Raw genomic sequence first — 20,159 nt, 5'->3', positions numbered from 1 at the left:
ATTATTCTTTTATCAATCCTATTTCAACTAAACGCTGATGCAAGAAATCTCCCGCTGTAATATCTTCATATTGTTTAGGATGATCTTCATCTATACATTCTTCTAAGCAATTTAAAGGCATATCGCTTCGTGGATGCATAAAAAATGGAATGGAGTAACGCGGTTCGTGCCAACGTTCTTTTGGCGGATTGGTAACTCTATGAATTGTAGAACGTAATTTATTATTGGTATGACGCTCTAACATATCGCCAACATTTATGACTAATTCGTCTTCTTTCGGGATTGCATCTATCCATTCGCCATCTTTTCGTAAAACTTGTAAACCGCCGGTTGAAGCTCCCATTAATAACGTAATTAAATTAATATCGCCATGCGCGCCGGCGCGAACTGCTCCTTTTGGTTCTTCTTGAATTGGTGGATAATGAATAGGACGCAAAATGCTATTTCCGTTACTCGCCCAATGATCAAAATAATGTTCATCTAAACCAATATATAAAGCTAATGCGCGAAGAACATAAATTCCTGTTTTTTCAAGCATTCTGTAGGCTTCCATTCCCGTGTGATTAAAATCTTTTAATTCTTTTACGTGAACGTTTTCAGGATATTCTTCAGTTAAATTTGCATCTTCATCTGGTTCTTGACCAAAATGCCAAAATTCTTTTAAATCGCCTTCTTTTTTTCCTTTAGCGTGTTCTTTTCCGAAGGAAATATAACCACGTTGGCCGCCTAACCCTTCAATTTCATATTTCTTTTTGGTTTCTAACGGAAGATCGAAAAAGTTTTTAACTTCTTTGTAAAGTTCTTCAACCAAATCGTCACTTAAAAAGTGATTTTTCAACGATACAAAACCAATTTCTTCGTAGGCTTTACCAATTTCATTTACAAACTTTTGTTTTCTTTTCGGATCTTCTGAAAGAAAATCTGCCAAATTTACACTTGGAATATTATTCATCGCCATAATAGAATGCTTAATCTAATTAGATGTTGAAGATACAAAGTTACACAATTTAACAGACTAAAATTAAAAGGATTTTAACTGAAATTATTGAATAATAAAATATTTTCACTACAATTTTATAAGCTAATTTTTATAGCTTTGGTATTGATAATTTATAATGTAATAAATACTGAACTGAAATTTTAATAGAAAGAATATTTCATTAAAAATTATCACCATCACTAACTTTAACTACTGCGTAAATTTCATTTTATAATGAGCAATATCAATACTCTTGACTACTCAAAATCTTTAGAAAACACAGATTTATCTTCAGAAACATTAAAAGATCTTTATTACAAAATGCTTAAACCACGAATGATTGAAGAGAAAATGCTTATTCTTCTTCGACAAGGAAAAATCTCTAAGTGGTTTAGCGGAATTGGTCAAGAGGCGATTTCAGTAGGCGTTACAAGCGTATTAGAAGATGACGAATATGTTTTACCAATGCATAGAAATTTGGGGGTTTTTACAACAAGAAATATTCCTTTATATCGATTATTTTCTCAATGGCAAGGAAAAGCGAACGGTTTTACCAAAGGTCGCGACAGAAGTTTTCACTTTGGAACGCAAGAATTTAAAATTGTGGGAATGATCTCGCATTTAGGTCCGCAGCTTGGCGTGGCAGACGGGATTGCATTAGCGCACAAATTAAAAAAAGAAGCTAAAATCACCGCTGTTTTTACCGGCGAAGGTGGAACGAGTGAAGGCGATTTTCATGAAGCCTTAAATATTGCTTCCGTTTGGGATTTACCCGTACTTTTTTGTATTGAAAATAATGGTTATGGTTTATCAACGCCAACCGAAGAACAATACAAATGTGAAAATTTAGCCGATCGTGGAAAAGGATACGGAATGGAAGCTCACATTATTGACGGAAATAATATTGTTGAAGTGTACAGCAAAATAAAAGAAATTGCTGAAAGCATGCGCAAAAATCCAAGACCGGTTTTAGTTGAATTTAAAACATTTAGAATGCGCGGTCACGAAGAAGCAAGCGGTACAAAATACGTTCCTGAAGAATTAATGGATTTTTGGTCAGCGAAAGATCCAATCGATAATTTCTTGGAATATTTACACGAGAATGAAATTTTATCTGAAGAAGAAAATATCAACTATAAAAAAGAAATTTTAAAGGAAATTAATCTTCATTTGAAGAAAGCAAATAATGAACCTGAAATCTCATCAACTGAAAGTGAAGAATTAAGTGATGTCTTTAAATATTATAATAATCAAATAGTTGCTTCAGAAAAAAATACAAAGGAGATTCGTTTTGTCGATGCCATTTCTGAAGGTTTATCGCAAGCTATGGAACAGCACGATGATCTTATTATTATGGGGCAAGATGTCGCAGATTATGGCGGAGTTTTTAAAATTACCGATGGTTTTGTAGAAAAATTCGGTAAAGATCGTGTAAGAAATACTCCAATTTGTGAATCAGGAATTGTAGCTGCCGCAATGGGACTTTCGATTAAAGGAATGAAATCTGTCGTAGAAATGCAGTTCGGCGATTTTGTTTCTTCAGGTTTTAACCCTATTGTAAATTATTTAGCAAAAGTAAATTATCGTTGGAACCAAAATGCAGATGTTGTTGTAAGAATGCCTTGCGGCGCTGGCGTAGGAGCAGGACCATTTCACAGTCAAACCAATGAAGCGTGGTTTTTAAAAACACCGGGCTTAAAAGTAGTTTATCCCGCTTTTCCAGCAGATGCAAAAGGTTTATTAACCGCTGCAATTGCAGACCCAAACCCAGTAATTTTTTTTGAACATAAAGCACTTTACCGCAGCGTCAAGCAAGAAGTTCCCGAAAATTACTACACATTACCCTTAGGAAAAGCGGCGAAATTAAAAGAAGGAAATGATATTTCTATCATCACTTATGGTGCAGGAGTTCATTGGGCGCTAGATTATTTAAATGAAAACCAAAACATTTCTGCTGATTTATTGGATTTACGAACACTTCAACCACTTGATATTTCCGCTATTTTCCAAAGCGTAAAAAAAACAGGTAAAGTTTTAATTCTCCAGGAAGATTCTTCATTTTGTGGGTTAGCTTCAGAAATTTCAGCTCAAATTGCAGAACATTGTTTTGAGTATTTAGATGGACCCATAAAAAAATTAGGAAGTTTAGAAAGTCCTGTTCCTTTTGCGGCGGCTTTAGAGAAAAAATACCTGGCAAAATCGAAACTAGAAGAAACAATTCAAGAATTACTCGAGTATTAAATCACTAAAAAATTAGCGTTGCCTTAACATATTATCGTTAAACATTCTTAATTATTTTAGAGAAATTAGGCGTAGTCATAAATTTGACACGAACTAACCAACCTTTTATCTAAGTATGTTACGATGGATTGTTATTTTTTTAGTAATCGCAATTATATCAGCGATTTTCGGATTTGGCGGAATTGCCGCTGGAGCAGAACAAATTGCTAAAATTCTATTCTTCATATTCATCGTTTTGTTTGTAATCTCATTATTGAGTAAACTTTTTAGAAAATAAATTAACTAATATTAACCAAATCATTACCTATGAAAAAGATCCTTTTTTTATGTTTTACAGTAGTTTTAATAAGTGCTTGCGGTACTACCAAAATTGAGCGACAAGCAGAACGAACATTTAAAGGAAATTGGACTTTGAATTCAATTACCTATCCTAACAGCAATGGGTTTGTAGATGTAACGCTTTTCGACCACGCAAAAGCAAATTGTTTCAGAAATTCAGATTGGAATTTTGTTTCCAACAACAATCAAGGTCAATATAATTTAACAGGAGCCGATTGTCCAAGCGGAACGCAAAATTTCACGTGGGCGGTTCAAGAAGTAAATGCTGAAACCGGTTTATATGATTTTACGCTAAAACCTGTAGATGAAGGTGAAAACGCAAGAAAATTAAGAACTGGCTATCGTTTAAGTTTAAAAAGTTTAACTGAAAATAATATGGTTTGGGAACAAACCGTTTCGTTTGAAGGAAATCCTTTTATCATCAGAATGTCATTTACAAAAAAATAATAATCAACTTTAAAAATTATAATTTATGAAATCAATAATGAAAAAATCAGTCGCAGGCGTAATAGCTATAGGTCTATTATTTACTAGTTGCGATGCCATTAAAAATGCAAACAACACACAAAAAGGTGGTGCAATTGGTGCAACCGGTGGAGCAGTAGTTGGTGGTGTGATAGGAAATAATGTAGGTGATGGAGATAATACCGCACTAGGAGCAATTATAGGCGGAGTTGTTGGTGGAGCAGCGGGAGCTTACATTGGTAACCGAATGGATAAACAAGCTAAACAAATTGAAAACGAAGTTCCTGGAGCTGAAGTTACTCGAGTTGGAGAAGGTATTAACGTGACTTTCGATGAAAATAGCGGGGTTTATTTTGCAACTGAAAAATACAACATCAATGAAAAGTCTAAAGCTACTTTAGACAAATTGATCAATATTTTTAAAGAATACCCAAACACAAATGTTTTAGTTGAAGGTCATACCGACAATACTGGAAGCGAAAGTTACAACATGACGCTTTCTAAAAACAGAGCGGAAGCAGTGACTAATTATTTGACTTCTCACAATCTTGCTCCGGGAAGATTTACCACAAAATGGTATGGAGAAACTCAACCAAAATATGATAATTCTACTGTAGAAGGAAGATCTAAAAACCGTCGAGTAGAACTTGCTATTGTTGCAAATGAAGAATTAAAAGAAGAAGCTAAAAAACAATCTCAAAACTAAAATTTAGAATATTAAATCTTTATTATTCAAGCAAATCCACTCAATTTTTGAGTGGATTTTTTAGTATATTTAAAAAGTGAGAAAACCTGAAATAATTATAATTGGCGGCGGATTAGCAGGTTTAACTGCTGCAATTCATCTTGCGCGAGAAAATTTTAAGGTTACACTTTTTGAAAAAGAAACTTACCCGAAACATAAAGTTTGTGGCGAATATATTTCCAATGAAATTCAGCCATATTTTGAATCTTTAGAATTCGATATTTTTGAGTTACAACCTAAAAAAATTAACCGATTTTTATTTTCCACGCAAAGCGGTAAAACTGTAGAAGCAACTTTACCACTCGGCGGATTAGGAATCAGTCGGTTTTCGTTAGATTATTTTTTATTTCAAAAAGCGCTGGAAAATAACGTAACTATTCTCCAAGAAAATGTAATAAACCTAACGTTTGTAAATAATTTTTTTCAAATTGAAACCCATACCGGAAATAAATATGAAGCTCCAATTGTTTTAGGCGCTTTCGGAAAACGATCGAATCTAGATAAAGAATTCAAAAGAGATTTTATTCAGCAAAAATCTTCGTGGTTGGCGGTTAAAGCACATTATCAGCATTCAGAATTTCCGGCTAATCGTGTAGAATTACATAATTTTAAAGGTGGTTATTGCGGTTTATCAAAAACTGAAAATGAAGCGGTAAATGTTTGCTATCTCACCACGTATAGTAGTTTCAAAAATTATAAAAATACTACTGAATTCAAAGAAAACGTGTTAATGAAAAACCCGCATTTATATTCGTTTTTTAAAAACAGTAAATGTCTTTTTGAAAAAGAACTCACCATCGCACAAATTTCTTTTGATTCTAAAACACAAGTCGAAAATCATGTGCTTATGCTAGGCGATGCTGCTGGTTTAATTCATCCGCTTTGCGGTAACGGAATGGCAATGGCTATTCATAGCGCAAAATTAGCGGTAGAATCTATTTTATTATCTACAGAAAATAATCAATTCAATAGAAAGAGTTTAGAAAAATCATATCAAAAAAAATGGCAAAAGCAATTTAAAAAGCGAATGCAAACCGGTAATATTTTACAAAAAGTTTTGTTAAGACCTACTTTAGCTGAAGTTTCTCAAAATTTAATGCATAATTTCCCATCGCTGCTTTCAAAAATTATAAAGCAAACCCACGGAAAGCCTATTCAATGAAGTCAATCTCTACAAAAAAGCGTTCTACCGAAGCCGAAATTATGGATGATTTCGAACTGAAAGGTGAAGAATTAAAGAAAACGCTAAACGATCTAGAAAATATAAATGCTTGGCTCGGCGGAAATAAAATTACAATTAATGGAATCGATTTTTTACTAAAAAAGACCGATAAAAAAACAATTACAGTCGCCGATGTCGGTTGTGGAAACGGCGGAATGTTGCGTAAAATAGCACGTTGGGCTCGAAAAAAAAATTATAAACTCAATTTAATTGGTATTGATGCAAATACACATGCTATTGAAATTGCCAAAAAACTAGCGCACGATTTTCCAGAAATTCATTTTTCCACTTTAAATATTTTTAGTGAAGACTTTAAAAAAGAAGAATTCGATATAATTCTTTGTACCTTAACCTTGCATCATTTTAAAGATGAAGAAGTAAAAAAAATTAGTCAACTTTTTACAACACAAGCAAATTTAGGCGTGGTTATTAACGATTTAGAACGAAGCAAAACCGCTTATCGCTTATTTCAAGCCTTTTGCAAGGTTTTTATCAATAACGAAATTGCTCGAAAAGACGGATTAATTTCAATTTTAAGAGGATTTAAAAAAGAAGAATTACTTCAGTTTTCATCAGAAATTCCTGCAAAAAAACATCATATTAGCTGGAAATGGGCTTTCCGCTACCAATGGATAATTCAAAAATAAATGAGTGTAAAAATCACGACAGTTCAAAAACAACTTCCTAAATTTTCCAGAGAAACTACGGAAATTTTGCCTTTAGTTGAAACTTGGCTCGCAAATCAAGACCAACGCTTTCAACGAAAAATTTTAAAGATTTTTGAAGGCGCTGGTGTCGATAAACGCTTTTCTATTATGGCTCCTGAAGAAGTTTTTACCGCAACTTCTTTTGAAGATAAAAACAATATTTACATTCGTGAAGTCAAAAAATTAGGTTCTTCAGTTTTAAAAAAAAGTTTAGAAAAATCGGGTTGGAAAGCTGATTCGTTAGATTTTATTATTACCGTAAGTTGCACTGGAATTATGATTCCATCGTTAGACGCCTATTTAATTAACGAATTGAATTTACGCCAAGACATTGTGCGACTTCCGGTTACAGAAATGGGTTGCGCGGCAGGAATTTCAGGAATTATTTATGCTAAAAATTTTCTACAAGCCAATCCCGGAAAACGAGCGGCGGTTATCGCGGTAGAAAGTCCTACAGCGACATTTCAATTAGACGATTTTAGTATGGCGAATATGGTAAGTGCCGCAATTTTTGGTGACGGAGCCGCTTGCGTTTTACTTTCTTCTGAAGAAAATGCGATTGGACCAAAAATCATCGGCGAAGAAATGTATCATTTTTACAATGCTACTCAAATGATGGGTTTCGATCTTACAAATAACGGACTCAAAATGATTTTAGATCCGGCTGTTCCTGAAACTATTTCAGCGCATTTCCCTAATATTATTCATCCTTTTTTAGAAAAGCACAATTCTTCCATAGAAAAGGTGAATCATCTTATTTTTCATCCCGGCGGAAAAAAAATTGTACAAACCGTAGAAGAACTTTTCAGTGATTTAGGAAAAAATATAAACGATACCAAAGAAGTTTTACGTCAATTCGGAAATATGAGTAGCGCTACCGTTTTATATGTCTTAGAACGCTTTATGGAAAAAGAAATAAAAGAAGGAGAACAAGGGATTTTATTGAGTTTTGGTCCCGGTTTTTCTGCACAACGAATTTTGATAGAATGGTAAAAGAGTTTAAAAATAAAAATGAATGGGCACTAATTCTAGGCGGAAGTAGTGGTTTAGGTTTAGCTAGTGCAAAAAAATTAGCCAAACACGGGCTAAATATTATTATTCTTCATCGAAACCGAAAAGCAGATTTGCCAAACATTCAACAAGAATTTGAAGAAATAAAAAATGAAGATATTCAATTAAAAACGTTTAATATCGATGCTACAAATCCCGAAAAAATAAAAGAAATCCTAATTGAATTAAAAAATGTTTTAGCTGAAAAAGGAAAAATAAAAACCCTTATTCATAGCATTGCGAAAGGAAATTTAAAAACAATGACCGGTGAAAAAAATTCACTTTCCGCTACCGATTTTCAACTTACCATTCAAGCAATGGCGGTAAGTTTATTCGATTGGGTTCAAGCAATTCATCAAGAAAATTTGTTTGCTGAAGATGCGCGCGTTATTTCATTTACCAGTGAAGGAAACACGAAAGCGTGGAAAAATTACGCGGCAGTTTCCGCGGCAAAAGTTACTTTAGAAGCCATTACCAGAAATATTGCGTTAGAATTCGCTCCTTTCGGAATAAAAGCAAATTGTATTCAAGCGGGAATGACCGATACATTTTCCTTTCAGCAAATTCCCGGAAGTGAGCAATTAAAAAAAGTTGCGTTAAATCGAAATCCAAATAAACGCTTAACGCTTCCAAAAGACGTCGCCAATGTAGTTTATTTATTATGCAAAGATGAAGCAAAATGGATAAATGGAACAATTATTCCCGTTGATGGCGGTGAACATTTATCATAAAAAGTAAAATTTTGAACTATGCTAACTTCCGAAGAAATATTAAAACAGCTTCCATATTCAAAACCTTTTCTTTTTGTAGATGAAATTACTTCCGTAAATTTTGAGGAAATTAAAGGAAATTATCACTTTTCTAAAGACGAATATTTTTATAAAGGACATTTTAAAAATTCACCCGTAACACCCGGCGTTATTTTAACGGAATGCGCTGCGCAAATTGGTGTGGTTTCCTTCGGAATTTATTTGCTAGCGGAAGAAAATCCTCACTTCAGCAAAGAGAATTTTCAAATAGCATTAAGTTCTTCTGAAATGGAATTTTACCTTCCCGTTTACCCTGAAGAAAACGTTTTTGTTTCAGCTAAAAAAATCTACTTTAGATTCAATAAATTAAAATGCGAAGTGAAAATGTATAATTCCGAAGAAAAATTAGTGTGTAAAGGAACTATTTCCGGAATGCTAAAAATAAACCGATGAAAAAAAGAGTAGTTATTACGGGAATGGGCGTAGTTTCCCCTAATGCGATTGGTTTAACCGCTTTTGAAAAAGCAATAAAAACCGGTAAAAGTGGAATCCGTTTTTTTCAAGAATTAGCAGATTTAAATTTTAGCTGTCAAATAGGAGGGAAGCCCGAAATTTCAGAAGAATTATTAAAAGAATATTTTACTGAATTACAATTACGCGGTTTAAACGCAAGTGGAATAAAATATGGCGTCATTGCTGGAATAGACGCGTGGAAAGATGCTAATTTAAAAATAAATGAAAATGAAGCGCCCGATTATGATAGCGGAATTATTTTTGGAACCGGTATTTTAGGCGTCGATAAATTTCGCGAAGCGATTCATTTAATCGATGAAGGAAAAACACGCCGCTTAGGAAGTACAAGCGTAATTCAAACAATGGCTAGCGGAATTAGCGCATATTTAGGCGGAATGTTAGGTTGTGGAAATCAAGTCACCACAAACTCATCAGCTTGTTCAACCGGAACCGAAGCATTAATAATGGGAGCGGAACGAATTCAAAACGGAAAAGCAAACCGAATGTTAGTCGGCAGTTGCAGCGATCACGGTCCGTATGTTTGGGGCGGTTTTGATGCCATGCGAATTTTACCGAGCAAATTTAACGACAATCCAGAAAAAGCTTCGCAACCGATGAGCGCAAACGCAACAGGTTTTGTTCCGGGAAGTGGAGCAGGAGCTTTGGTTTTAGAGGAATATGAAACTGCAAAAAAAAGAGGTGCAAAAATTTATGCTGAAGTTTTGGGAAGTTCGGTAAATAGTGGCGGTCAACGTTTAGGTGGAAGTATGACAGCGACAAATAATCAAGCAGTTCAACGTTGTATAACTGAAGCGATGAAAGATGCTAAAATTCAAGCAAATGAAATTGATGCAATTAATGGTCATTTAACGGCAACCACTAAAGATTCTGTAGAAATTGAAAATTGGACGAAAGCCTTACAACGAAAAGTAGAAAATTTCCCGATAATTAATTCGTTAAAAGGTATGACCGGACATTGTTTAAGTGCTTCGGGAAGTATAGAATTGGTAGCGAGCGTTCTTCAGTTAAAACATCAATTTATTTTCGGAAATGTGAATTGTGAGGAAATTCACCCGGAAATAACAGAACTTATTTCAGAAAATAAAATTCCGAAGAAAACAATCTCAGAAAATATCAATATTTTGGCTAAAGCAAGTTTTGGTTTCGGCGATGTAAACGCAGTAGTTATTTTAAAAAAATATGACGAAAACCAAGCTTGATAAATTTGAAATGTATGAATGAAAAAGAAATAATAAATTCAATAAAAAAAATTGTAAAACCCTACGTGCAAAGAGAAGAAGGTTTACAAAATTTTACTGAAGAAACTAGGTTTATTAATGATTTAGAAATTAATTCTGCCAATTTAGTCGATGTGATTTTAGATGTTGAAGACGAATTTGATATTGAAATTGATAACGATTCAATGGAAGGAATGTTAAGCGTTGGCGATGCAAAACAAATTATTGAGAAAAAATTAGCTGAAAAGTGATAGGGAATGATGTGGTTAATTTAAGTTTAGCCAAACAAGAAAGCAATTGGCAACGACCGCGTTTTCTTCAAAAAATTTTTACTAAACGCGAACAGCAACAAATTAATAAATCTTCTGAACCTGAAAAATTAGTTTGGCTGTTTTGGAGTATGAAAGAAGCTGCGTACAAAGCTTCTCAACGTTTGCAAAATTCTTCCCCAACATTTAATCCGTCACAATTTGAATGCAAAATAGATGTAGAAAAACACAATTTTTTTCGAGGAAAAGTTTCGTATAAAAACGAAACTTTTTTTTCAACTTCTCTAATTATAGAGAATACTATTTTCAGCTATTGTAAAAAAAATAATTCAGTTGAAATATTTCATAAAATTGTTGAAGCAGAAAAATTAAAATCGGAAATAATTAAATCTTTTTCTCGACTTAAAAATCTACCAGAGGAAAATATTAGCATTCAAAAAAATGAAAATCAAATTCCTTATTTCTTTTATGAAAAGGAAATGTTATCGAATTCTTTTTCTTTATCACATCACGGGAAATTTGCAGCTTTTATAATCGCTTCATAAAAAAAGCCGTCTATTTTTAGACGGCTTTTTAAATCTTTTAAAAAATGATTTACAAATGCGTACTCATTTTTTCTTTTTTCTTTTGTAATTGAGTTTTCAATTCATTAATTGTTTTGCTTACGGCCATATCAAAATTTTCTTCATTAGCAGAAGCAAATAGGCGAGGTCCCGGTAAACTTAATTGTATTTCGCAAACTCTGCCTTTTTCGTTGGTCGATGATTTTTCTGTTTTAAAATAAACTTCAGCACTTACTAAGAATTCATAGCGTTCTTTCAATTTATTTAATTTCTCGTTGGTTAAGTTTTCTAAGCGTTCACTCGCTTTTACGTGTACATAATTAAAATTAGTATCCATAGTTTATTTTTTAGTTGTTTAAAGATAAAACTATGTTGGCAGCTTTCCTAAAACTTTAATAGACTTTTAGGATTGTTTTTTTAGCATTCATTAAAGCCCTAAAATGTTGTTAAACCTACGGTTGAATTCTGCTTAAATATGTAAATTATTAGCTCTTAATTACAACTAAAAAAACTAGCAAATGGCTGCACTAAACGTTACTCAAAAACTTATTAATGAACATTTAATTGAAGGTGAACTTATACCAGGAAAAGAAATTGGCTTAAAAATAGATCAAGCACTTTTACAAGATGCGACCGGAACCTTGGTTCAACTTGAATTGGAAGCGATGGGATTGGACAAAGCGAAAACAGAAGTTGCGGTACAATATGTAGATCATAACCTATTGCAAACCGATTTTAAAAACGCAGATGATCATTTATTTCTGAAAACCGCGGCCCAACGCTTCGGACTTTGGTATAGTCGCCCTGGAAATGGGGTTAGTCATCCCGTTCATATGGAACGTTTCGGGAAACCAGGAAAAACATTAGTCGGTTCAGATAGTCACTCGTGTGCTGCCGGATCTTTAGGAATGTTGGCCATCGGGACTGGAGGTTTAGATGTAGCTTCTGCAATTGCCGGGCAACCTTATTACGTAAAAATGCCAAAAGTAATGGGTGTAAAACTTACCGGAAAATTACCAGATTGGGTAAGTGCAAAAGATATTATTTTAGAAATGTTACGCCGTCATGACGTGAAAGGAGGAGTGGGAAAAATAATTGAATATTATGGCGATGGACTAAAACATTTAAGCGCAATGGATCGTCATGTTATTGCAAATATGGGCGCAGAATTGGGAGCGACAACAACTGTTTTTCCGAGTGATGAAGAAACCAAACGCTTTTTAAAATCACAAACACGAGAAGAAGATTGGCGTGAAATGATTGCTGATGAAGGTTGTGAATACGATTTACATGATGAAATAATTTTAGACGATTTAGTGCCGTTAATCGCGTTGCCAACAAGTCCGGGAAATGTGGTACCAGTAAGTGAAGTTGCTGGTAAAAAAATTAGCCAATGTGTAATTGGTTCTTCAGCAAACCCAGGCTTACGTGATTTTTGGATTGCCGGAGCGATTTTAAAAGGACAAGCGGTTCATCCTGAAGTAAGTTTAGATATTAATCCGACTTCTCGTCAGATTATTCAAAATATGATTGAAAATAAAACCTTTGCAAATTTAATTACTGCCGGTGCCCGTTTCCACCAAAGTGGCTGTATGGGTTGTATTGGGATGGGACAAGCTCCTGCCAGTGGAACAATCAGTTTACGAACAATGCCTAGAAATTTCCCTGATAGAAGTGGAACAAAAGACGATCAAGTTCACTTATGTAGTCCAGAAACTGCGGCAGCTTCAGCAATTACAGGAGAAATTACCGATCCGCGTGATTTGGAGAAAAAAATGAATATGAAGTATCCAAAGTATAAAAGTCCCGAAATGCATATTATTAAAACCGATATGTTACTTGCGCCACCGGAAGATGGAACAAAAGTAGAACTGAAAAAAGGACCAAATATTAAATCGTTACCCCATATTGAAGAATTAAAAGATACCGCTGAAGTTCCTGTTTTACTGAAAATGGGCGATAATATTTCAACCGATGAAATTTTAAAAGCCGGTGCTGAAGTTTTACCGTTTAGAAGTAATTTACCTGAAATTAGTAAATATGCGTTTACTGTTATAGATGAAACTTTTTATGACAGAGCAATGGAAAGTAAACAACAATATGGCGGACATATTGTAGTAGCTGCAGATAATTACGCACAAGGTTCGAGTAGAGAACACGCTGCGATCGCGCCAAAATATTTAGGTCAAATTGCAGTGTTAGCAAAAAGCTATGCGAGAATTGCGTGGCAGAATTTGGTGAATTTTGGAATTCTTCCGTTGGAATTTGAAAATAATGAGGATTACGAAAAAATTGATCAAGCGGATATGGTTAAGTTTAAAAATTTACGAGAAGATGTTAAACAGCGTAATCCAATTACCGTAATTTTCAAGAAAAAAAATGGAGAAGAAGTTGCTATAAAAACTAAACATTCAATGAGTGATCGCCAAATTAGAGTATTGCTTAAAGGTGGAATTATTAATGATTTCAAAGAAAAATTAACCGATTAAGATAATTCAACTATAATATTGAAAACAAAAAAACCTGCTTTCTTAAAGCAGGTTTTTTTTATAAAATAATTAAATGAAATTTAGGGTTGCGGAATTTCTCCCGTATCCGTATCAAATAATTTTTTTAAATCATTAGATTGTTTTACTTGCACGGCTTTATTTCCTCTTACTCCGATTGGAAAAACTAAGGTTTGCGGATTATTCGCTAAAACTTTCATCGCGTCATTTTCATCTAATTCTACGTGATCATCGCCGTATAATTCTTTAAAAATAGGGTGATCTTGATCTATTAACTTATCTACGGTTACGCCCAACATTTCAGCAATTTCTGCCCATTCTGTTCCTGTTAAATTAGATTCTAATAAATCTACCGGTAAAACTTTTAAATCTGAAGATTCTGCATGCGCTCTTACTTTTTTACCCAATTCACTTTTAGAATCGTAATAAACAATTAATTGACGGTCACTTTTTGCTATCGTACTCATATAGTTTTTTTAGTTTCTTGTTAAAGTAAAGATTTAATCTCTAATTTACCAAGAATATTAGGGCTTTGTTAGGGAAGGTTTAAGATTCTATTTAGAATTTAGATAATAGCGTAAACCAAGTTGAAAATTATTTGAATAGAAATTCTTCAACGTATAAAATTCTGCATTTCCTGTTAGGTAGAAATAAGGCAAAACAGGATAATTTATTTCGCCTTGATAACGCTGAAAACTATCGGAAAACGTATCTAAAAATGTTGCTGCGCCTAAGCTAAATTTCAATTCAGATTTTGGGTCTATGTAGGCATATTCAATTCCTAAACCACCGTAAAGTCGCTCATTAATTGTCCAATACGGATAGCCATTTTCTCGATTTGTATTTCCCAACATTCCAGAAATTTCTGTGTAAGGAAGTAGACTCGATTTTTCTCTGATTTTTATTTTATAACCAAGATTGGTAAGCAATAATCCATCTAAAACATCATCACTGTAATAATTACTTTCCAAACTTAAAATTCCTCGCCAATGCTTATTCAACTGTAATTCTTCATAAATCGTGAGTTGCGTTTGATAAATACCTAAACTATATGCCGGACCGGTAATTGCGGGTCTAAATAAAAGTTGCGCAGAACTAAATAAACTATCTTTTGCAAACGAAATATTAGCTTGCGCGTGGTAAAATGCTTTTGAAGCTTCATTAAATTCAATTCTTGTGGAGGCTGAATAATTTAATTTTTGATTCCGCTCTTTGCGTTTAAAAGAATATTCTATTCCGTATAAATTCTGATCGGTATTATCTGGGAAATTTTCATTTAATTGTAATGAAAAAGCTTTGTACTGCGTAAGACCGAAGGTATGTGTATTTAAATTTTTATCTCGAATTCCGTAAGCAATTTTATTACCGAGTGAAGTTGCTCTTAAACGATCGGCAACCATATTGCTGTTACTTTCAATAAAATCATTTTCATCAACTCGTAATTTTCTCTGAAGTTTTTCTGAAATTTCTTCATCTATTAATTCAGGGAAATCTTCTATTATTTTCTGCTGTACATCACTTTCAGCATATATAATTTCTTTGTTGATTTTTTCTTTTAAATCAGTTTGTGCTTTTCCCGAAGGAAGGGAAGCCGTAAGTTTAGCTGAATTGTATAATTTATTAGAATACAAATAAATTTCGGCTAAAGTTGCAGTTAATTCATCAGGATTTTCAGCGGTCGTAATACTTTCATTATAGACTTTTTCTACATTTTCAAGATCTTGCAATTCATAATACCACAACATTTTATCTTTTACCGGAAAGTTTTTAGCGCAATTTGCCCAAGCGATCGCTTTTCGATAACTTCCTTTATCGCCATACGCGTAAGCAATTCCGTAGGCTTGATTGTGAAGTTTAGCGTTTTCACAGGGATTTTCGTTAATTAATTCTTCGGTAACTTGAGTTGGGTTGTCGGCTAATAAATATTCAATATAGCGCGGATAATTCTGTTCTTTTAAAAATTGAAATTCTCCGGTTTTAATTCGCCATTCTTCGATTGTTTCTTGGGAAATCGAAGTTTCACAAGAAGTCCACGCAAGTGCTTTTTTGTAATTTTCTTTTTCAGCATAAAGCCAAGCAATATCGGTTCGTAAAGCTGGAGTTAAAAATGTTGTACAAGGTTCTATTGTATTGATTAACTAAATTGCTTTTTCTTTATCTGAATATAAAATATCGGCAAAATAATTCGCTTTTAAAGTTGAATCTTCTGAATTTTTAAATAGGCTGATTTTTTCTGAAGTAGTTAATTTAGTTTCTTTACTTCCGACAAAAAGTTGATTGTATTCTTGCTTTAGTGCTACATTATTAGGGTCGAATTCAAGTTGTCTTTTTAACCATTTTTGTTGAAGGTTTTCTGTGGAATAGCCATTTTGTTTTGCTATAGTTTTTGAGGTTTTTACTATTTTTTTAGAAGGATTTTGCAGGTATTTTTTTTCTAAAATCGGCCAAATTTCATCGGTTCTTTCTTCCCAACCTAAATATTTATTCAGTTCAAAAATTTCTTCAGGATTTAAGTCTTTTTCAGTTTTAATTTTTTCCTTTAAAATAGTAATGGCTTTATTAACTTTTCCTTCGGCAATGAAATATGTAATTTCTTCTCGTTTATCGTCAAAACTTACGCTATCACTTAAATAATTGTTATACGCTTGAAGTGTTTTTTTAATTTCTGGGCTTGATTTTTCAGAAGAAAATTTTGGAAGTTTTATTTCTGCTTCTTCTTCAGTTATAATGGTGTATAAAAATCCTTTTAAAAATTCAATTTTCGAGAAATTCAATTTTTCTTGCTGAAGATATTCTTCGAATTCGGACTCATTTTTTGAAGAAATATAAGTAAACCAGGTTTGTTTTTCAGTTTTAAGCTTTTTTTCTGCACTTACTTTATAAAAATCTTTTTCAGCAGTGTGTTTGTATTTTGTTTTTCGCCATTGTTCAGTACGTTTTGCACCTTCTTTAACCGAATAAAAATTCATTAACGGAAACTCTTTTTTTGTCTGCTGAATGTGTTCTTTAAATCTGGGAAATAATCCCGGAGAACCATCTTTTGAAATTCGCCAACCTAAATCGAGTTTATTTCTATATTCATAATTCCCGGCAACGGCTTTATTTTTATCTTCTGCAACTTGATAAACATCGTCTGGATGAACAAAATGCGTCCAAATTCCGGTATAGAGGTAAAGCGATTGTTGGTTAAATTCTTCAGCTTCATCTAAAACATAACCACTCGTAATTCGGGGGAAATTAAAGAAATTATTATTGTACGGTTCCAGATCGAATTCTCTTGATCCGCCATCTTCAAAATCGCCCATATAAATACTACAAGTGTATTTTATACTTGGCATTCCGCGTTCTAAAGCAGCAAATCCCAAACTATCGATCACGTTGCTTGGTGGCACATAAGTTACCGGTAATTTTCCATATCTGCCGGCTTTCCATTTTTTTTGAGCCGAATGTAAAGAAGCGACCATAAAATCTTTATTTGGCCATTCTTCTTCCACTAAAGAAACGTGATTATAACCGTGAAAGGCTAATTCGTGTTTACTTTTTCTGATTTGCCTTGAAATGTAACCGGGTTGTGATTGTTGTTTTCCATCTATTAAAAAGGAGGAAGCTTCCCATTCTTTAAATAAAAATGGTGGTTCGGTTAAATTTCTATAATCGAAACAGAGATAGGCTGAATAAATAAGGTTTTCTTCTTCGGCAAGTTTTGCCATATCCGGCCACCAGACTTCGCGGTAAAACTCACTTTGGGTAATGTCCATTTCAGATTTAATATTTTCCTTTTTAATATCATAAACCGGTGAAGGAAAATCATCTAAAAAAATAGTACTCACATTAGCCACAGGATATGGAACTCCTTCTAGACCCGCTAAAATTGCTGAAAAAAATAATCCGCGATCTTCTTTTTCGGCATATTGAGTGGTGTTGAAAGCGATAACTTTTCCTTTTCCTATTGAATTTTTGATAATGGTCGGGAAATTTTCATCGGTAAAACTATTTGCCCAAACTTCAATTTTATTGTTGAAATTTTCGCGAACTAATCCAAAATGAGGAACTCGGTTTTGATAGGATCTATTCTTAAAATTTGGCAAATAGGGAATTTTAAAACTATAGCCTTGTGGTTTATCGGTAACATCATATTCTGCGGTTTGTTTTATTCCGCATAAAAAACCAAATCTCTTATTTTCTGTGGTATTGGGTAAAAATAGGGTTCCGCCAGCAGCAACAAATTTCACAACGTTATCCATCGCGCAATCGCTTAGCGGTTTTAAATCGTAAATAACTAGAACTTTACAAGTTGGAGCGATGAGAGCATTTTTATTAAATTCTTCTAAGGTAATTTTTCCGTAAGGAATTTTTGCATAATCTAAACTTTTACGAATTTGTTTATTACATGTCACACTTTGCGCATTTTTTGTATTTACCAAATACGTAACAAGCGGTTTTTCGCTTTCAGGATCGAAAACAATTCGGTCTATAGTTTCAGCTTCAATATTTATATTTTCATCTTCTTGACAAGAAAATAAAATGCATAATAAAAAACTGAAAACTAATAACTTAATAATTTTTTTGGGGGAAATTATCATTAATAGAGTAATTCTTTAATATTACTTTGCCTAGGCAAATTTACTATTTCATATACTTTTACTAAGCTGCCATCATAAAATACGTAAATTTCCCGACCTTTTGCTTTTAATCTTTCAATATTATTTTTAACCTGATTTTGTAAGGCTTGGTTTTTAATTAATTTAGATTTTTCATCATATACAAAAACAAAGGTGCTCGCGGGTAAAACTGATTCTGGATTTTGCTTAAAATAATCGGGACTCTCTTTATGAATGGCGTAAATAGAATCTTTTTTTAAGTAACTGTTATTGAAATAATCATAACTTATAAAATAATGGCTGTCTTCACTAATTACTGAATTATTCTGAGTATTTACCACGCCGTAAGAATAGGGAAGGTGTTTACTATCGATTTCATTATAAGCTTCAATAATTTGTTCTTTGGTGAGGTTTTTTCTAAACGGGATTTTATCGATCGTATTTCTCGCAAAACTTATAAATAATGCTGAAATCACGATGGTACTGATAATGGCTTTCAGGTTAAAATTCCAGCGAACGTAGAATGAAAAAACTTCAAAAACACTAAATAGCAGAAACAAGCTTAACCCAAATAATAAGGGAATAAAAACTGCTGAAGTTTCATTTAATAAATCAATATCAACTATTAAATCTTTAATGCGGTAACTATTTAGAAATATATTTAAAAATACCGCCAACGCTAGTGAACCGCTAAAACGATTGGGCGATTTTATATACAATAAAATAGAAATCAATAAACACGCTAAACTTGCCACTTGGTAATAAATTACCAATTCTTCCCATGGTAAAATTAATTGTGGCGTATAGGTATAAGAAGTGTAAGAATATAAATTGGAATTAATAAACTGAATTAAATCGTAATTCAACACGTAAGCTGCTGCCAGATGAATTAAAAACACAACCAAAAGTGCTGCAAAATAAGCACCTAACGCACGAGTTAAATATGCTTTATCTCTTCTGAAGTTTAAAATACTAATAATAAGTACAAAGGGAAAAACGATAAAAATAGCGACAAAAAGATCGATTAAAAATATGGCGGAAAATAAATAAAACATCCAGCGCATATAAACTTTTAGGTCTTTTCTTAAACTCGTGGGGTTTAAGGTATACATTATAGCGGGAATTCCTAAAACCAACGCGAGAAATATAGATTTATGTTGTGAGATTAAATTAATATTTAAGGGCAATAACGGATAAAGTAAAGTAAAGGATAATGAAGTTACCAATGCCGGAATTAATTTTTTAGACGTTAATTTATAGGTAAACCAAAATAAAATCACCGCTAATAAAGAAGATTCTATTAAACCGAAAGATTTTAAAGCAATGGTATTGGTTATACCGGTTAGACCGGCGTAAACATTCATGACTAAATATTCACCCATCATTGTTCCTTCATGAAAAAACCAATTCTGTTGCGTTAAATCGGTAATATTTTCAATTTTTTGATACCAAAGATCTGAAAGTGTAAAAGTATCGAAATTAAAAAAGTAAAAACGGGAGAAAAATGTGAGCAAGGCAATAAATACGGCTAAAATATTTTGCCACATATAATCTATTGCTGTGGTTCTATCTTCTTTAGTTTTTGTAATATCTATTTTTTTCTCTAAGTTTTGAAGGCGTACTAATTTTTGATGTTTTTCAAAATTACGAACCGTATAAATCAATAAGCGTTTTCGCATTTTTAAAAACTGAAATCGTAACGGTATTTTAGAATTTAGGTTTAGAAATACCAAAATCATAAACCCAAATAAAATACTTAAACAAACCAATAAATCGAATGCATTAAATTGGGTAAGTCCCATACTTACAATTATAATGACCGATAGAAACATTACAATTCTAGTAATAAAATAATCTAATCCACGTTGATTTGAACGTCTAAAAGAAATTAGCTGTTTAATTATATAGATGAAGAGTACGAAAAATACCAATCGTAACGGACCTATAAACATGGAAGAAATATAAAGCATA

The 20,159-nt window shown here is 33.0% G+C and carries 19 protein-coding genes; 13 read left to right on the top strand and 6 right to left on the bottom strand.

Translation table 11 applies throughout. From position 1 onward, the window contains the following. Window position 1: 1 nt before the first annotated feature. Window positions 2–952 (bottom strand): isopenicillin N synthase family dioxygenase, encoded by a 951-nt coding sequence (locus tag ACFFGL_RS00270; protein WP_309729457.1) that lies wholly within the window; start codon window positions 950–952, stop codon window positions 2–4. 261 nt (window positions 953–1,213) lie between these two features. Here ACFFGL_RS00270 and ACFFGL_RS00265 point away from each other — a divergent pair, with 261 nt between their 5' ends. From ACFFGL_RS00265 to ACFFGL_RS00210, 12 genes are all read left to right on the top strand, one after another. After that, entirely contained in the window at window positions 1,214–3,220 is a 2,007-nt protein-coding gene (locus ACFFGL_RS00265; protein WP_309729188.1) for an alpha-ketoacid dehydrogenase subunit alpha/beta, read from the top strand. Between the two features lie 115 nt (window positions 3,221–3,335). Then, complete coding sequence (locus ACFFGL_RS00260) at window positions 3,336–3,497, top strand: DUF1328 domain-containing protein (RefSeq protein ID WP_309729186.1); 162 nt, start codon at window positions 3,336–3,338, stop codon at window positions 3,495–3,497. Between the two features lie 29 nt (window positions 3,498–3,526). Beyond that, a complete protein-coding gene (locus ACFFGL_RS00255; protein WP_309729184.1) occupies window positions 3,527–4,006 on the top strand; it encodes a lipocalin family protein in 480 nt (159 codons plus the stop codon). Window positions 4,007–4,031: 25 nt separating this feature from the next. Continuing rightward, window positions 4,032–4,730 (top strand): OmpA family protein, encoded by a 699-nt coding sequence (locus ACFFGL_RS00250; protein WP_309729182.1) that lies wholly within the window; start codon window positions 4,032–4,034, stop codon window positions 4,728–4,730. A 76-nt stretch (window positions 4,731–4,806) separates the two neighbouring features. Next, window positions 4,807–5,931: an NAD(P)/FAD-dependent oxidoreductase gene (locus ACFFGL_RS00245; RefSeq protein ID WP_309729180.1), complete on the top strand. Its 1,125-nt coding sequence runs from the start codon at window positions 4,807–4,809 to the stop codon at window positions 5,929–5,931. Continuing rightward, window positions 5,928–6,638: a methyltransferase domain-containing protein gene (locus ACFFGL_RS00240; RefSeq protein ID WP_309729178.1), complete on the top strand. Its 711-nt coding sequence runs from the start codon at window positions 5,928–5,930 to the stop codon at window positions 6,636–6,638. Before ACFFGL_RS00245 ends, ACFFGL_RS00240 begins: the two co-directional genes overlap by 4 nt. After that, window positions 6,639–7,691, top strand: a complete 1,053-nt coding sequence (locus tag ACFFGL_RS00235; RefSeq protein ID WP_309729176.1) for a type III polyketide synthase — start codon at window positions 6,639–6,641, stop codon at window positions 7,689–7,691. Then, a complete protein-coding gene (locus tag ACFFGL_RS00230) occupies window positions 7,685–8,479 on the top strand; it encodes an enoyl-ACP reductase FabI (RefSeq protein WP_309729175.1) in 795 nt (264 codons plus the stop codon). Before ACFFGL_RS00235 ends, ACFFGL_RS00230 begins: the two co-directional genes overlap by 7 nt. Before the next feature lie 18 nt (window positions 8,480–8,497). Then, window positions 8,498–8,950 (top strand): 3-hydroxyacyl-ACP dehydratase FabZ family protein, encoded by a 453-nt coding sequence (locus ACFFGL_RS00225; protein ID WP_309729173.1) that lies wholly within the window; start codon window positions 8,498–8,500, stop codon window positions 8,948–8,950. Continuing rightward, window positions 8,947–10,230 carry a beta-ketoacyl-[acyl-carrier-protein] synthase family protein gene (locus ACFFGL_RS00220; RefSeq protein WP_309729171.1) on the top strand — a complete coding sequence of 428 codons (1,284 nt, stop codon included), beginning with the start codon at window positions 8,947–8,949 and terminating at the stop codon, window positions 10,228–10,230. Before ACFFGL_RS00225 ends, ACFFGL_RS00220 begins: the two co-directional genes overlap by 4 nt. Before the next feature lie 14 nt (window positions 10,231–10,244). After that, window positions 10,245–10,499, top strand: a complete 255-nt coding sequence (locus tag ACFFGL_RS00215; RefSeq protein WP_309729169.1) for an acyl carrier protein — start codon at window positions 10,245–10,247, stop codon at window positions 10,497–10,499. After that, window positions 10,496–11,062, top strand: a complete 567-nt coding sequence (locus ACFFGL_RS00210; RefSeq protein ID WP_309729167.1) for a 4'-phosphopantetheinyl transferase family protein — start codon at window positions 10,496–10,498, stop codon at window positions 11,060–11,062. The genes ACFFGL_RS00215 and ACFFGL_RS00210 overlap by 4 nt, the downstream gene beginning before the upstream one ends. A 49-nt stretch (window positions 11,063–11,111) precedes the next feature. On the opposite strand, the gene hpf is transcribed toward ACFFGL_RS00210, so the two are convergent. Beyond that, window positions 11,112–11,417 carry a ribosome hibernation-promoting factor, HPF/YfiA family gene (gene hpf / locus ACFFGL_RS00205; RefSeq protein ID WP_309729165.1) on the bottom strand — a complete coding sequence of 102 codons (306 nt, stop codon included), beginning with the start codon at window positions 11,415–11,417 and terminating at the stop codon, window positions 11,112–11,114. Between the two features lie 181 nt (window positions 11,418–11,598). Between hpf and ACFFGL_RS00200 the strand changes: the two genes are divergently transcribed. After that, a complete protein-coding gene (locus ACFFGL_RS00200) occupies window positions 11,599–13,569 on the top strand; it encodes an aconitate hydratase (protein ID WP_309729163.1) in 1,971 nt (656 codons plus the stop codon). An 80-nt stretch (window positions 13,570–13,649) separates the two neighbouring features. Here ACFFGL_RS00200 and ACFFGL_RS00195 read toward each other — a convergent pair whose 3' ends face one another. The 4 genes from ACFFGL_RS00195 to ACFFGL_RS00180 form a co-directional block, all read right to left on the bottom strand. Continuing rightward, window positions 13,650–14,054 carry a thioredoxin domain-containing protein gene (locus tag ACFFGL_RS00195; RefSeq protein ID WP_309729161.1) on the bottom strand — a complete coding sequence of 135 codons (405 nt, stop codon included), beginning with the start codon at window positions 14,052–14,054 and terminating at the stop codon, window positions 13,650–13,652. Window positions 14,055–14,141: 87 nt separating this feature from the next. Continuing rightward, window positions 14,142–15,332 (bottom strand): hypothetical protein, encoded by a 1,191-nt coding sequence (locus ACFFGL_RS00190; RefSeq protein ID WP_309729160.1) that lies wholly within the window; start codon window positions 15,330–15,332, stop codon window positions 14,142–14,144. Between the two features lie 393 nt (window positions 15,333–15,725). Continuing rightward, window positions 15,726–18,170 carry a DUF2194 domain-containing protein gene (locus tag ACFFGL_RS00185; protein WP_309729158.1) on the bottom strand — a complete coding sequence of 815 codons (2,445 nt, stop codon included), beginning with the start codon at window positions 18,168–18,170 and terminating at the stop codon, window positions 15,726–15,728. After that, the gene (locus tag ACFFGL_RS00180; protein WP_309729156.1) at window positions 18,170–20,158 is read right to left on the bottom strand and encodes a hypothetical protein; all 1,989 of its coding nucleotides are present in this window, start codon (window positions 20,156–20,158) and stop codon (window positions 18,170–18,172) included. Before ACFFGL_RS00180 ends, ACFFGL_RS00185 begins: the two co-directional genes overlap by 1 nt. Between the last annotated feature and the right edge of the window lies 1 nt (window position 20,159).

The sequence above is a fragment of the Mesonia maritima genome, from assembly GCF_042433895.1.
In the GTDB taxonomy this organism is placed as follows: Bacteria; Bacteroidota; Bacteroidia; order Flavobacteriales; family Flavobacteriaceae; genus Mesonia; species Mesonia maritima.
This window is presented reverse-complemented; position numbering and strand designations above follow the sequence as displayed.